At 63.1% G+C, this 14673-nt stretch carries 13 protein-coding genes; 11 read left to right on the top strand and 2 right to left on the bottom strand.

The features are described 5' to 3' along the window. The first annotated feature begins 318 nt into the window (after positions 1 to 318). The 6 genes from xerD to B2Y33_RS10950 all read left to right on the top strand — a co-directional run bounded on the left by xerD (position 319) and on the right by B2Y33_RS10950 (position 6061). Positions 319 to 1215 carry a site-specific tyrosine recombinase XerD gene (gene xerD, locus B2Y33_RS10975; protein ID WP_027913822.1) on the top strand — a complete coding sequence of 299 codons (897 nt, stop codon included), beginning with the start codon at positions 319 to 321 and terminating at the stop codon, positions 1213 to 1215. Positions 1216 to 1369: 154 nt separating this feature from the next. Next, entirely contained in the window at positions 1370 to 2113 is a 744-nt protein-coding gene (locus B2Y33_RS10970) for a thioredoxin fold domain-containing protein (protein WP_027913823.1), read from the top strand. A gap of 83 nt (positions 2114 to 2196) precedes the next feature. Next, entirely contained in the window at positions 2197 to 3501 is a 1305-nt protein-coding gene (locus B2Y33_RS10965; RefSeq protein WP_023534107.1) for a homoserine dehydrogenase, read from the top strand. A 244-nt stretch (positions 3502 to 3745) separates the two neighbouring features. Beyond that, positions 3746 to 5155, top strand: a complete 1410-nt coding sequence (thrC, locus tag B2Y33_RS10960; protein ID WP_206405459.1) for a threonine synthase — start codon at positions 3746 to 3748, stop codon at positions 5153 to 5155. 126 nt (positions 5156 to 5281) lie between these two features. Further along, positions 5282 to 5710, top strand: coding sequence for a response regulator transcription factor (locus B2Y33_RS10955; RefSeq protein ID WP_028686916.1), 429 nt, complete (start codon positions 5282 to 5284; stop codon positions 5708 to 5710). 69 nt (positions 5711 to 5779) lie between these two features. Next, the gene (locus B2Y33_RS10950; RefSeq protein ID WP_023534040.1) at positions 5780 to 6061 is read left to right on the top strand and encodes a DUF3509 domain-containing protein; all 282 of its coding nucleotides are present in this window, start codon (positions 5780 to 5782) and stop codon (positions 6059 to 6061) included. 126 nt (positions 6062 to 6187) lie between these two features. On the opposite strand, the gene B2Y33_RS10945 is transcribed toward B2Y33_RS10950, so the two are convergent. Both B2Y33_RS10945 and B2Y33_RS10940 read right to left on the bottom strand, forming a co-directional pair. After that, positions 6188 to 7150 carry a TIGR02285 family protein gene (locus tag B2Y33_RS10945; protein ID WP_371259660.1) on the bottom strand — a complete coding sequence of 321 codons (963 nt, stop codon included), beginning with the start codon at positions 7148 to 7150 and terminating at the stop codon, positions 6188 to 6190. 2 nt (positions 7151 to 7152) lie between these two features. Then, a complete protein-coding gene (locus tag B2Y33_RS10940) occupies positions 7153 to 8352 on the bottom strand; it encodes a CaiB/BaiF CoA transferase family protein (protein WP_206405458.1) in 1200 nt (399 codons plus the stop codon). A gap of 132 nt (positions 8353 to 8484) precedes the next feature. Here B2Y33_RS10940 and B2Y33_RS10935 point away from each other — a divergent pair, with 132 nt between their 5' ends. The 5 genes from B2Y33_RS10935 to B2Y33_RS10915 all read left to right on the top strand — a co-directional run bounded on the left by B2Y33_RS10935 (position 8485) and on the right by B2Y33_RS10915 (position 14669). Next, on the top strand, positions 8485 to 9027 hold the full coding sequence (locus tag B2Y33_RS10935) for a YaeQ family protein (protein WP_023534041.1): 543 nt from the start codon (positions 8485 to 8487) through the stop codon (positions 9025 to 9027). A gap of 8 nt (positions 9028 to 9035) precedes the next feature. Beyond that, positions 9036 to 10745, top strand: a complete 1710-nt coding sequence (gene recJ / locus B2Y33_RS10930; protein WP_206405457.1) for a single-stranded-DNA-specific exonuclease RecJ — start codon at positions 9036 to 9038, stop codon at positions 10743 to 10745. Positions 10746 to 10969: 224 nt separating this feature from the next. Further along, a complete protein-coding gene (locus tag B2Y33_RS10925) occupies positions 10970 to 12076 on the top strand; it encodes an NADH:flavin oxidoreductase/NADH oxidase (protein ID WP_028686914.1) in 1107 nt (368 codons plus the stop codon). A 143-nt stretch (positions 12077 to 12219) separates the two neighbouring features. Then, positions 12220 to 12903 (top strand): tellurite resistance TerB family protein, encoded by a 684-nt coding sequence (locus B2Y33_RS10920; protein WP_206405485.1) that lies wholly within the window; start codon positions 12220 to 12222, stop codon positions 12901 to 12903. 143 nt (positions 12904 to 13046) lie between these two features. Further along, complete coding sequence (locus tag B2Y33_RS10915; protein WP_027913831.1) at positions 13047 to 14669, top strand: methyl-accepting chemotaxis protein; 1623 nt, start codon at positions 13047 to 13049, stop codon at positions 14667 to 14669. Positions 14670 to 14673: the final 4 nt, after the last annotated feature.

Raw genomic sequence — 14673 nt, 5'->3', positions numbered from 1 at the left:
AGGAGCAGGCGGTTTTTGCTTACTTTTTGACAAGACAAAAAGTGAGCCGCCGTAAGGGCGGAAGGGTGACTGTGCGCCCCCCCTCGCCAATGAATACCAACTTTCCACATGCGCCCAAGCCAAGGCGCCAAGGCCCCAAGGCGTTTAGGCGCTCAAACGTTCATACCGACTATTTAATCTCACCGCGCCCCCTTCGCCGCCGGTCCATAAAAACCCGCGAACCTCGATAAGCACTGCAAGCCAGCCCACCCCAAATACAGACAACCCGCCAATCGCTATGAAACACTACCGCCCCCACAGCCGCAAATAGCCCCCAGCATGCCCGCCCTGGACCACCCGCTCATCGATCAATTCCTGGACGCCCTGTGGCTCGAAAAGGGATTGTCCGACAATACTCGCACCTCTTACCGCAGCGACCTCGCCCTGTTCAACGGCTGGCTACAAGCACACTCGGTCAACCTCCCCGATGCGGGCCGCGAACTGATTCTCGACCACCTGGCCTGGCGCCTGGACCAAGGCTACAAGCCGCGCTCGACCGCACGTTTCCTGTCCGGGCTACGCGGTTTCTTCCGCTACCTGCTGCGCGAAAAGCTCATCGCCATCGACCCGACGCTTCAGGTAGACATGCCACAACTGGGCAAACCGCTGCCCAAGTCGCTGTCCGAGGCCGATGTGGAAGCCTTGTTGCAAGCCCCGGAGCTTGGCGAGGCCATCGGCCAGCGCGACCGCGCCATGCTCGAAGTGCTGTATGCCTGCGGCCTGCGCGTCACCGAGCTGGTCAGCCTCACGCTCGATCAGGTCAATCTGCGCCAGGGCGTACTCAGGGTGATGGGCAAAGGCAGCAAGGAGCGGCTGGTGCCCATGGGCGAGGAGGCGGTGGTGTGGCTGGAGCGCTACCTGCGCCACGGCCGTGCCGAATTGCTCAACGGCCGTCCCAGCGATGTGCTGTTCCCTAGCCTGCGCGGCGAGCAGATGACCCGGCAGACCTTCTGGCATCGCATCAAGCACCATGCCCAGATGGCGGGCATCGACAAGGCCTTGTCGCCGCATACGCTGCGACACGCATTCGCCACGCACCTGCTCAACCACGGTGCGGACCTTCGCGTGGTGCAGCTGTTGCTGGGCCACAGCGATTTGTCGACCACGCAGATCTACACCCACGTGGCCAAGGCACGGTTGCAGCAACTGCACGCCGAGCACCATCCACGCGGATGAATGTTTTTCATGTTCGCCCAACCGGCAGTCTGCGGCGGCTTCAAGCCAGGCGTGATGTGGTAGGCTTGGGCGGTTAGCACCAAGGGCCGCCCAGTCACCTCGTCGTTTTACTCAGGTGACGCTCTGCGGCCCCTGTCCGCCCTCAGGAGTATCCATGCGCGTGACCCCGTTTTTCGCCGCCGCCGCCTTGGCGCTGGCCAGCACCTTTGCCGTGGCTGCGGCGCCCGATACGCCAGTCGGCGCCGAGCAGGCCATTCGCAAGTCATTGCAGAACCTGTCCCTGGAAGTGCCTGTCGAGAGCGTGGCCAGCAGCCCGGTCAGCGGCCTGTACGAAGTCAAGCTGCAAGGCGGGCGTGTGCTGTACGCCAGCGCTGATGGCCAGTTCGTGATGCAGGGCTACCTGTTCCAGATCCAGGACGGCAAGCCCGTCAACCTGACCGAAAAAGCCGAGCGCCTGGGCATAGCCAAGCTCATCAATGGCATTCCGGCAGGTGAGATGGTGGTGTATCCGGCCAAGGGCGAAACCAAGTCCCATATCACCGTCTTCACCGACACCACGTGCCCGTACTGCCACAAGCTGCATGCCGAAGTGCCCGAACTCAACCGCCGCGGTATCGAAGTGCGTTACGTCGCCTTCCCGCGTCAGGGCCTGGGCTCGGCCGGCGACCAGCAATTGCAGGCGGTGTGGTGCTCCAGCGACCGTCGCAAAGCCATGGACAAGATGGTCGAGGGTGATGAAATCAAGGCAGCCAAGTGCACCAACCCGGTCAGCAAGCAGTTCCAGCTGGGGCAGTCGATCGGCGTCAACGGTACACCGGCCATCGTGCTCGAAAATGGCCAGGTGATTCCGGGTTACCAGCCTGCACCGCAGGTCGCCAAGCTGGCGCTTGCCAAGTAACACAGTTCTATACGCCGTCGTCATGGGGTGACGGCATGTTTCACGGTCGGCAAAGGTGTCGGCCGTTCAATGGGGAGTTCACAGTGAAACCGGTCAAAGTAGGCATCTGTGGGTTGGGGACCGTCGGTGGCGGAACCTTCAATGTACTTCAGCGCAACGCCGAGGAGATTGCCCGCCGTGCCGGGCGCGGTATTGAAGTGGCACAGATCGCCATGCGCTCGCAGAACCCGAACTGCCAGATTACCGGTACCCCCATTACCGCTGATGTGTTCGAAGTCGCGAGCAACCCCGAGATCGATATCGTCATCGAGCTCATTGGGGGCTACACCGTGGCCCGCGACCTGGTGCTCAAGGCCATCGAGAACGGCAAGCACGTGGTCACCGCCAACAAGGCGCTGATCGCCGTGCATGGCAACGAAATCTTCGCCAGAGCCCGTGAAAAGGGCGTGATCGTCGCCTTCGAAGCAGCGGTGGCCGGCGGCATCCCGGTAATCAAGGCCATTCGCGAGGGCCTGTCGGCCAACCGTATCAACTGGCTGGCGGGGATCATCAACGGTACCGGCAACTTCATCCTCACCGAAATGCGCGAAAAAGGCCGTGCCTTCCCGGATGTGCTGGCCGAAGCCCAGGCGCTTGGCTATGCCGAAGCCGACCCGACGTTCGACGTCGAAGGCATCGACGCGGCGCACAAGCTGACCATCCTGGCATCGATCGCGTTCGGCATTCCGCTGCAGTTCGACAAGGCCTACACCGAAGGCATCACCCAGCTGACCACGGCGGACGTGAACTACGCCGAAGCCCTGGGCTACCGCATCAAGCACCTGGGCATGGCACGCCGTACCGCCGAAGGTATCGAGTTGCGCGTGCACCCGACGCTGATTCCGGCCGACCGCCTGATTGCCAACGTCAATGGGGTGATGAATGCCGTGATGGTCAACGGCGACGCCGCCGGCTCGACGTTGTACTACGGTGCAGGCGCAGGAATGGAACCAACCGCGTCCTCGGTGGTGGGTGACCTGGTGGACGTGGTCCGTGCCATGACCTCTGACCCGGAAAACCGCGTACCCCACCTGGCGTTCCAGCCCGATTCGCTGTCGGCGCACCCGATCCTGCCGATCGAAGCCTGCGAGAGCGCCTATTACCTGCGTATTCAGGCCAAGGATCATCCAGGGGTGCTGGCCCAGGTGGCTAGCATTCTGTCCGAGCGTGGCATCAACATCGAATCGATCATGCAAAAGGAAGCCGAAGAGCAAGACGGCCTGGTGCCGATGATCCTGTTGACCCACCGGGTGGTGGAGCAGGGCATCAACGACGCTATCGTTGCCCTCGAGGCCCTGCAGGATGTGGTAGGCCAGGTCGTGCGCATTCGCGTCGAGCAGCTCAACTAGGGTTGGCCTGAACAGCCTTGTGACGAACGTCCGGCAATGCTGTTTTCGGACATGCGTGACCGAGTACCGGGGCTTCTCGCACAGAGCCCCAGCGACACCCCCGACGCTGCAGCCGTACGCAGCGTAGGGTTTTAGAACACCCTATAGTCACGGCAAGCCAAGGCGTGCCGCCCAGGAACGAGGCCTCCGGCCCTTTTCTGCTGCGGGTAAACCAGGCTTGCCGCTCAAACCAAAGGTTTGTCCCATGCGCTATATCAGTACCCGCGGCCAGGCACCGGCCCTGAACTTCGAAGACGTATTGCTCGCCGGCCTGGCTACCGACGGTGGCCTGTACGTCCCGGAAAACCTGCCACGTTTCACGCAGGAAGAAATCGCATCCTGGGCGGGCCTGCCGTACCACGAGCTGGCCTTCCGCGTCATGCGCTCGTTCGTCGAGGGCAGCATCGCCGATGCCGACTTCAAGAAAATTCTCGAAGAAACCTACGGCGAATTCGCCCATGCTGCCGTTGCCCCGCTGCGCCAGCTCAACAGCAACGAGTGGGTGCTTGAGCTGTTCCACGGGCCGACCCTGGCATTCAAGGATTTCGCCTTGCAACTGCTCGGTCGCTTGCTCGACCACGTGCTGGCCAAGCGTAACGAACGTGTGGTGATCATCGGTGCCACCAGCGGCGACACCGGCTCTGCGGCCATCGAAGGTTGCCGTCGGTGCGACAATGTCGACATCTTCATCCTGCACCCGCACCAGCGGGTTTCGGAAGTGCAGCGTCGGCAGATGACGACCCTCTTCGGCGAGAACATCCACAACATCGCCATCGAAGGCAATTTCGATGACTGCCAGGAAATGGTCAAGGCGAGCTTCGCCGACCAGTCGTTCCTCAAGGGCACCCGCCTGGTAGCTGTCAATTCGATCAACTGGGCGCGGATCATGGCCCAGATCGTCTACTACTTCCACGCAGCCCTGCAGCTTGGCGGCCCGGCCCGTTCGGTGGCCTTCTCGGTGCCCACCGGCAACTTCGGCGATATCTTCGCAGGCTACCTGGCACGCAACATGGGCCTGCCGATCAGCCAGCTGGTGGTGGCCACCAACCGCAACGACATCCTGCACCGCTTCATGAGCGGCAACCAGTACGTCAAGGAGCAGTTGCACGCCACCTTGTCGCCGTCGATGGACATCATGGTTTCGTCCAACTTCGAGCGCCTGCTGTTCGATCTGCACGGTCGCAACGGCGCGTCGATTGCCGAGTTGATGGCCAACTTCCGCCAAGGCGGCGGCTTCAGCGTCGAACAGGACCGCTGGACCGAGGCGCGCAAGCTCTTCGATTCGCTGGCCGTCACCGATGAACAGACCTGCCAGACCATCGCCGAGGTGTTTGAGACGACCGGCGAGGTGCTGGACCCGCACACGGCCATCGGCGTCAAGGCCGGTCGCGAGTGCCGCCGTAGCCTGGATACGCCCATGGTTGTGCTGGGTACCGCACACCCGGTCAAGTTCCCTGAAGCGGTCGAGCAGGCAGGCGTTGGCAAGGCGCTTGAATTGCCCGTGCACATGAGCGACCTGTTCAGCCGTGAAGAGCGATGCACCGTATTGCCCAATGACCTCAAGGCAGTACAAGGCTTCGTCAGCCAGCACGGCAATCGCGGCAAGCCGCTCTGACCTTGCAGGCTCCGGGTCGGGCCGATCCGGAGCCTCAGTGGTTTCGATGCATTAATTCAGAAAAATCCTATTCTGGCCGATCGTCATCGCGCCTAGATTAGCCGGTCCTCCCAGCAGGAGCGGCTCATGCAACAGCCCCATGTACTGATTCATCAGGTGCGCCCGTCCCACCAGATCCTTCTGCACCAGGCCCTCAATGCCCAGGGCGTGTTTCGGGTGCGGGTCTGTCAGGACAAGGCCGAGCTCGACGCGTGCCTTTCGGGCGCATTCTCCCCGGATTTATTGATTTTCGACCATGCCATGCCCACCCGCACAGGTATTGCGATACTCAAGCGGCTACCGATGGCCTGCCCGGTGCTGTTCGTCGGTCAGGCAGGTGCCCGGCGACGCAATCTGGCTGATCAGGCCCGCGGTTTTGGCTTGCAAGTCATTGCGGAGTTGCCATGGCCATTGTCTTCCCCGGCCCTGCAAAGGGTGTTGCAAATACTGCCCAGCCCGTCCGAACGTGAAAGGTCGCAACCCATCAACGCACCGACGGCGCATTCAACAGCATGAAGGGTTAGAACTTTCCGCTTTGCTTGCAGGTCTGCTCCTTACAACTCATCAAGCAAGCGAGTAATCCGGATGGAACGAATCTGCAGACTGCTCAACCAAGCCCTCACCCCTTACCAGGCGCACTTGGGCCTGGCCGATAGCCACGGTAACCGGCAATTGACCGTCCACGACCACCTGGCCAGGGTGGTATTACAGCGCACGGTCAGCGAGCGTCAATTGCAGGAGCAACGTCTGCTGGTGGACATGGTCGATGGTCTGCACCGTGATCTGCAGATCGCCGAAGGGCGGCTGCAACCTTGCGTGATTGCTGCATTGCAGCAGCGTCAGCAACCTCAGGGAACCTTTGCCTGAGCGAGTCATCAGATTGATCAGTACAGCCGGCCACTGCTTTGCTCCCGCATGGCCACTGCTGTCGCTGGAAGCCCAAGGGCTTTCGCTTGACCCCGGACGTTCTTCCCCAGCGTCCGGGGTTTCTTTTTATCTGGGTTGGGGATCTTGAAGGTTGATCGGCCCAGCGGCGTGGCGCTCGTCCTGTTCAGGGCGTTCGGCGTGTGCCGCCGTGTGCTCGCTGAAGAAAGCGCGACTGTGTTCAAGGTAGTCCGCCCGCTGAGCGAGGTCGAGCCAATGCGCATACAGGTTCGGTAGCACCGTCTGGCGCAGCTGGGTCAAGACCTGATCGATGTGGGCCATGGCGGCTTGCCCTTGCGGGCTGGCCGAGCAGCCTACATGCAGGAATTGGTAGGGCTTCACACCCTGAACCGGGTGAAATTGGTAGTCAGCAGGCGATCCGCCCTGTTGCTGGATCAGATAGCGAACTTCCGGCCAGTAGCCGAGCACCAGGCGCAGTCGGCCCAAGCGTTGCATCTGCAGCAGGTTGGCGGTGGCCTGCGTGCCGTAGTGCCGGCTGACGGAGGCATCTGGCAAGTGGCTCAGCGTATCGTCGATCACAGCCCCGTAACTGCGCTCTGCCACTACCCCAAGGCGTAGCGATGGGTCGCTCAGCAGGCCTTGAAGATCGACCGCCTCACCGTCGAGGTGGGGCGCCACCAGGGCGTGGTTTTCCTTGCGCACGACCAGGCCGCTGGTTTGCACGCCCAGCAACGGGATGGAAAAGCGCACATAGCGAGCGCGCTCGGCAGTCCACAGCAGCATCGGATCACAGGTCAGGCTGCTGCTGTCCTGCAGCATCTGCAAGCCACGCGCACGATTGACCCGCACGGTGCTGTGGGCATATTCGGGCATCTGCTGGATCAGCTGCGGTAACAGCTGGTCGATCACCCCACGACCTTCTTCCGGGCCCTCGGATACGCTGAACGGTGGCAGATCGCGCATCAGCCACAGCAATCGCTCCTGAGCGCTTGATGGCACGCTCAGCAGTGCAGCCAGTAGGGCACCCGTCCATGCCAACCTAACGGGGCGCAGGCAATGGAACAGCGACAGGCTCAGACAGCGCCCGCCTGACGCAGGGCGGCGACGGCGGCCGCATCATAGCCCAGCTGGCTTAGCAGCTCGTCGGTGTGTTCGCCCAGTGCTGGCCCGACCCAATCGGCAGAGCCTGGGGTGTCGGATAGCTTTGGGACGATGCCCGGCATGCGCACTGCCTTGCCATCGGGCAGGCGCGCCTCCAGAAGCATCTCGCGCGCCAGGTACTGAGAGTCGCTGAACATGTCTTCGGCCGAGTAAATGCGGCTGGCCGGCACCTCGGCTGCGGTCAGGGCCTGCATAAGCTGCTCCAGTGGCAATCCGTTGGCCCAGCGATCGATGACCCCGTACAGCTCATCGCGGCGCAGGTCTCGCCCGTCATTGGTGGCCAGGCTCGGGTCCTCGGCCAGGTCGCTACGGCCGATGGTCAACATCAGGCGCCTGAAGATGGCATCGCCATTGGCGCCGATCTGTACATGCTTGCCGTCTGCGCTGGTATGGATGGAGGAGGGCGTGATGCCCGGCATGATGTTGCCCGTGCGCTCGCGGATGAAACCGAAGACGTCGAACTCCGGCACCATGCTCTCCATCATGGCGAAGATGGCCTCGTACAGCGCCACGTCGACCACCTGGCCCAAACCCCCGTTGACCTCGCGATGACGCAGGGCCATCAGTGCGCCGATCACCGCCCACAACGCCGCAATGGAGTCGCCGATGGAAATACCGGTGCGCACGGGCGGGCGATCCTCGAACCCAGTGATGTAACGCAAGCCACCCATGGACTCGCCCACCGCGCCAAAGCCTGGTTGCTCCTTCATGGGCCCGGTCTGGCCGAAGCCTGACAGGCGCACCATGACCAGCCGTGGGTTGAGCGCATGGAGCACGTCCCAGCCAAAACCGAGCTTCTCGAGCACGCCCGGACGGAAGTTTTCGATCAGGATGTCCGCCTCGGCCAGCAGTTTGCGCAGGACGTCGCGCCCGTCGGGGTGCTTGAGATTGAGGGTGAGCGAGCGCTTGTTGCGCGCCTGCACGAACCACCACAGCGAGGTGCCCTCGTAAAGCTTGCGCCACTTGCGCAACGGGTCGCCGCCGTCGGGCGATTCCACCTTGACCACCTCGGCGCCGAATTCGGCGCAGATGCGCGATGCGAATGGCCCGGCGATCAAGGTGCCGAGCTCGACCACTTTAAGGCCGGCGAGGGGTTTGCTTGACGTCGACATGGGGCATCCGTGGCAGCTATGAAGAGCGGTGTTTTTATCACAGCTGCGATGCGGCAGATACTGCCGCGGCGCAACCGTGGACTGGATCGGTTAGACTGTGCGACTTTTCTTCAGGCAAGAAGCACCCCGACCATGGCCCAGCCGTCCACCACCTACAAATTCGAACTGAACCTGACCGACCTCGACCGCAATGTCTACGAGAACGTCAAGCAGACCATCGCGCGGCACCCGTCGGAAACCGAGGAGCGTATGGCGGTTCGTCTGTTGGCCTATGCGCTGTGGTACAACGAAAACCTGACATTCGGCCGGGGGCTGTCGGACGTCGATGAGCCGGCGCTCTGGGAAAAGAGCCTGGACGACCGCGTGTTGCACTGGATCGAAGTAGGCCAGCCAGATGCCGATCGCCTGACCTGGTGCTCTCGCCGTACCGAACGCACCAGCCTGCTGGCCTACGGTAGTCTGCGTGTGTGGGAAGGCAAGGTGGTGAGCGCGGTGAAGAACCTCAAGAACCTCAGCATCGCGGCCGTGCCTCAGGAGGTGCTCGAGACCCTGGCCACCGACATGCCCCGCAGCATCAAATGGGATGTGATGATCAGCGAAGGCACGGTGTTCGTGACCGATGACCGTGGCCAGCACGAAGTGCAATTGCAGTGGCTGCTGGGGGAGCGTGGCTGAACCATCCCATGCGTATCGAATCTCGCCCGCTGCCCCCGACCCTGCCGTTTCTTGGCAACCTGCCACCCTTGCTGACGCGCCTGTACGCCGCCCGTGGCGTGCTAAGCGAGGCCGAGCTGGACAAGAGCCTGGCGCGCCTGCTGCCCTACCAGCAGCTCAAGGGCATGGACGCGGGCGTCGACCTGCTGGTGCAGGCCATCGACCAAGGCCAGCGCATTCTGATCGTCGGTGACTTCGATGCCGATGGCGCCACGGCCAGTACCGTCGGCGTGCTGGGTTTGCGCCTGCTCGGTGCGGCCCACGTGGACTACCTGGTACCCAACCGCTTCGAATACGGGTACGGCCTCACGCCGGAAATCGTCGAAGTGGCATTGCAGCGCCAACCGCAGCTGCTGGTCACGGTCGACAACGGGATTTCCAGCGTCGACGGCGTCGCGGCGGCGAAGGCGGCTGGCCTCAAGGTCCTGGTGACCGACCACCACTTGCCTGGCGAGGCGCTGCCGGACGCCGATGCCATCATCAACCCCAACCAGCCAGGCTGCCCGTTTCCGAGCAAGTCGCTGGCAGGCGTCGGGGTGATTTTTTACGTTCTCATGGCCCTGCGCGCGCGCTTACGCAGCCTGGGCCGCTACGACACCCGGCCGCAGCCGAACATTGGCGAACTGCTGGACCTGGTTGCCTTGGGCAGCGTAGCTGACGTGGTGCCGCTGGACGCGAACAATCGCATCCTGGTGCATCAGGGCCTGGAGCGCATTCGTGCCGGGCGCGCCCGGCCTGGCCTCAAGGCAATTCTGGAGGTAGCCAAGCGCGACCACCGGCGCATCACCTCCACCGACTTGGGTTTCATTCTGGGCCCGCGGCTGAACGCCGCCGGGCGCCTGGACGACATGAGCCTGGGTATCGAGTGCCTGCTCTGCGAGGATTATGCCCTGGCGTTGGACATGGCTCAGCAACTGGATGGCCTGAACCAGGACCGCAAGTCCATCGAACAGGGCATGCAGCGTGAAGCACTGGCCCAGTTGCGGGACTTGCCGGACGAATCGATGCCCTATGGCCTGTGCCTGTTCGATGCAGAGTGGCACCAGGGCGTCATTGGCATCCTGGCTTCTCGCCTCAAGGAACGGTATCACCGCCCAACCATCGCTTTCGCCGATGCCGGTGACGGCATGCTCAAGGGCTCTGCGCGCTCCGTGCCGGGGTTTCACATCCGCGACGCGCTCGATGCGGTGGCCGCGCGCCATCCGCAGCTGATCAGCAAGTTCGGCGGCCATGCCATGGCGGCGGGGCTGTCCCTGCCCGAAGCCAACTATCCCGCGTTCGCCGAGGCCTTCGACCAGGAGGTCCGCCGCCAACTGTGCGAGGACGACCTCACCGGGCGACTGCTGTCTGATGGCAGTCTGGCGGTGGAGGAATTCCACCTGGACCTGGCCAAGGCGCTGCGTCAAGCCGGGCCTTGGGGGCAACATTTTCCGGAGCCGCTGTTCCACGGTGTGTTCCAGCTGGTCGAGCAGCGCGTGGTGGGTGAGCGCCATCTGAAAGTCGTGCTCAAAAGCGAGTGCGGCACGGTGCGCCTGGACGGCATCGCCTTCGGTATCGACCGCGAGGTTTGGCCCAACCCGACCGTGCGCTGGGTGGAGCTGGCCTACAAGCTGGATGTGAACGAGTTCCGCGGCAATGAAAGCGTGCAACTGATGATCGCCCACATGGAGCCGCGCTGAGCCAGGATCTGTGTGAAACGTTTCGAGAAGAGGCCTGGCTGTATTTAACCCAGCCTCACCGCGTATCGAGGCTTTTCACACAGCGCCCAGGGCATCACTGCCAAATCCCATGGAACCTTCCCCCTACCCAATCTGGTCTAGTCTGAACACAGACCGGTACCGGGCCAGGAATGTGTGAACGAGTGCCCGGCCGGATCACTTTGCAGCCATTGGGAGGTGCCCTCATGAGCATGCTGCTCGAGCCTTACACCCTGCGTCAGCTGACCCTGCCGAACCGTATCGCCGTATCACCGATGTGCCAGTATTCCTCGGTCGATGGCCTGGCCAACGACTGGCACCTGGTGCACCTGGGCAGTCGCGCTGTCGGCGGTGCGGGCCTGGTCGTCACCGAGGCCGTGGCGGTCACGGCCGACGGGCGCATCACCGCTGAAGACCTCGGCCTGTGGGAGGACGCGCAGATCGCCCCCTTGCAGCGCATCACCCGTTTCATCACCGCTCAAGGGTCCATCCCGGGTATCCAGCTCGCCCATGCCGGGCGCAAGGCCAGCACCTACCGCCCTTGGCTGGGCAAGCATGGCAGCGTCACATTGGAGGAGGGCGGCTGGCAGCCGGTCGGGCCGTCGAAGATCGCGTTCGATCCTGAGCACACCGTGCCCAGTGAGCTGACCCATGCGCAGATCCAGGACGTGGTGCAGGCCTTTGTCGCCTCGGCCAGGCGCGCGCTGGACGCGGGCTTCAAAGTGGTCGAGGTGCACGCTGCCCACGGTTACCTGTTGCACCAGTTCCTGTCGCCGTTGAGCAATCAGCGTCAGGATGAATACGGCAGCTGCTTCGAGAACCGCATCCGCCTGACCTTGCAGGTGGTCGAAGCGGTTCGCGCAGTCTGGCCGGCCGAGTTGCCATTGTTCGTGCGGGTGTCGGCCACCGACTGGGTGGAAGACGGCTGGAACCCGGACGAAACCGTCGAGCTGGCCCGGCGCCTGCGTGTGCTTGGCGTGGATCTGATCGATGTGTCTTCAGGTGGCACGTCCAGCAATGCCGAGATTCCGACCGGCCCTGGCTACCAGACCCGCTTTGCCGAGCGCGTGCGCAAGGAGTCGGAGATGGCCACGGGCACCGTGGGCATGATCACCGAGCCTGCCCAGGCCGAGCACATCCTGCGCACAGGCCAGGCCGACTTGATTTTCCTGGCCCGGGAGCTGCTGCGCGACCCGTACTGGCCGTTGCATGCAGACGACGACCTGGGCGGGCACCAGGCCACCTGGCCGGCGCAATACCAGCGGGCCACCAGCCGGTCGAGCCCAATTCACGAATCGGACCTGCGCGACTGAAAGGACGTGGATGCCGGCGGCGGGTGTGCAGGCACCGGCAAGCCGCCTCCGGCGATGCAACATCTGGAAGCAAATCCTCTGTGCCGTGTTGTGGGGCAAGTCTTAATCTGGCTGCTGACTTCCATGATGTGGAGATGCGCATGATGAATACCCGGGGTTTGCTTGATCAATTGCTCAAATCCGGCCAGCAACTGCTAGAAAAGCAGGCAGGCGGGGCCAAGACGGGTGCAGGCGCCGGCGGGCTCGGCGGGTTGCTGTCAGGCGCAGGTGGTGGCCTGCTTGGCGGCGGTGCGCTGGGCGTGTTACTCGGCAGCAAGAAAGCCCGCAAGTTTGGTGGCAAGGCGCTTACCTACGGGGGGCTCGCCGCGCTTGGCGTGCTTGCCTACAAGGCCTATGGCAACTGGCAGGCCCAGCAGGCCAACCAACAGACCCCCACCCCAGAGCCCCAGACGGTAGACCGCGTACCTGCGGCCCAGGTGGAGCAGCACAGCCAGGCGGTGCTGCGTGCACTGGTCGCTGCGGCCAAGGCCGATGGTCATGTGGATGAGCGCGAACGCGCGCTGATCGAGGGGGAGTTCACCCGCCTGGACGGTGACCGTGAAGTGCAGCAGTGGCTGCATGCGGAGCTCGACAAGCCGCTGGACCCGGCCGAGGTGGCCCGGGCGGCCCAGACGCCGGAAATCGCTGCCGAGATGTACCTGGCCAGCGTGATAATGGTCGATCAGGAAAACTACATGGAACGTGCTTATCTGGACGAACTGGCGCGCCAGCTGGGGTTGGCCCAAGGGTTGCGCGATGAGCTGGAAAAGCAGGCGCGGCAGGTCTGAGCCGCGCGTGCAGTTTTGGCCTGATCGGGAGGGTCACTGCGTTGTCTGGGCGTTCTGTCAGAACATGACACGCAATTCTGTAGGACGCCTGGGCTATACTTCGGCGATTTTTCCTGCTCGTAGTGAATCCCTGAGGGCTGAATGTGAAGAACTGGACGTTGCGCCAACGGATCCTGGCAAGTTTCGCCGTGATCATCGCCATCATGCTGCTGATGATCGTGGCGGCCTATTCGCGCTTGGTGACCATCGAATCTGCCGAGCAGGAAGTTGGGGCCGACAGCATTCCAGGGGTCTACTACAGCTCGATGATCCGCAGCGCATGGGTGGACAGTTACGTCACCAGCCAACAGTTGGTCGGGCTTTCTGACCGGCGCGAGATCAGCTCGGCCGACATGGAACTCTTCAAGAGTTTCGAAGACCGGCTCAAGCAACACATGGCCAGTTACCAGACCACCATTCGCGATGGCGAGGACCAGGCCCGCTTCGACGCCTTCGTGAAGCTGGAACAAGCCTACATGCAGAACGTCAACCAGGTGCTCAGTGCGTATCGCGAACGCAATTATGCCGAAGCCCAGCGTTTGATCTCCCAAGTGCTGACCCCCACCTGGGTCGAAGGGCGCAAGCACCTGAACGAGGTGATCGAACAGAATCGCCTGTCCGCCGACGCGGCCACCCGAGAAATCGTCAGCGCGGTGAACACGGCCAAGGGCAGCATGGTTGTGTCACTGTTGCTGGCCATCGTGGCCGCCGGTATTTGTGGCTTGCTGCTGCTGCGCGCCATCACCTCGCCCATGAGCCTCATCGTGACTGCGCTGGACAGGCTTCGCTCGGGTGACCTGAGCATGCGCCTGAACCTGGATCGCCAGGACGAGTTCGGCGCGGTTCAGGGCGGCTTCAATGAAATGGCCGAGGCGTTGGCCAATCTGGTGGCGCAGGCGCAGCGCTCGTCGGTGCAGGTCACCACCTCGGTGACGGAAATCGCGGCCACCTCCAAGCAGCAGCAGGCCACCGCCACCGAGACGGCCGCCACCACGACCGAAATCGGTGCCACCTCGCGTGAAATCGCCGCCACTTCCCGCGACCTGGTGCGCACCATGACCGAAGTCACCTCGGCCGCCGATCAGGCGTCGAGCCTGGCCGGCTCCGGCCAGCAAGGGCTGGCGCGCATGGAAGAAACCATGCACCAGGTCATGGGTGCGGCCGATCTGGTCAACGCCAAGCTGGGCATCCTCAACGAGAAGGCCAGCAACATCACCCAGATGGTCGTCACCATCGTCAAGGTGGCCGACCAGACCAACCTGCTGTCGCTCAACGCGGCCATCGAAGCCGAGAAGGCCGGGGAATACGGCCGCGGTTTTGCCGTGGTGGCCACCGAAGTGCGCCGCCTGGCTGACCAGACGGCGGTGGCGACCTATGACATCGAGCAGATGGTGCGCGAGATCCAGTCGGCCGTGTCGGCCGGGGTCATGGGCATGGACAAGTTTTCCGAAGAGGTGCGCCGCGGCATGTTCGAGGTTCAGCAGGTCGGTGAGCAACTGAGCCAGATCATTCATCAGGTCCAGGCACTGGCGCCGCGTGTACTGATGGTCAACGAAGGCATGCAGGCCCAGGCCACCGGTGCCGAGCAGATCAACCAGGCGCTGGCGCAACTGAGCGACGCCAGTACCCAGACCGTGGAGTCGCTGCGCCAGGCCAGTTTTGCCATCGACGAGCTGAGCCAGGTCGCCGCCGGCCTGCGCGGCGGCGTGTCGCGCTTCAAAGTCTGAAGGC

Origin of the sequence: Pseudomonas sp. UBA5666 (assembly GCF_002420785.1) — a bacterium.
GTDB classification, from domain to species: Bacteria; Pseudomonadota; Gammaproteobacteria; order Pseudomonadales; family Pseudomonadaceae; genus Aquipseudomonas; species Aquipseudomonas fulva.
The sequence above is the reverse complement of the archived record's forward strand: the minus strand, read 5'-3'. Positions and strand labels throughout refer to the sequence as shown.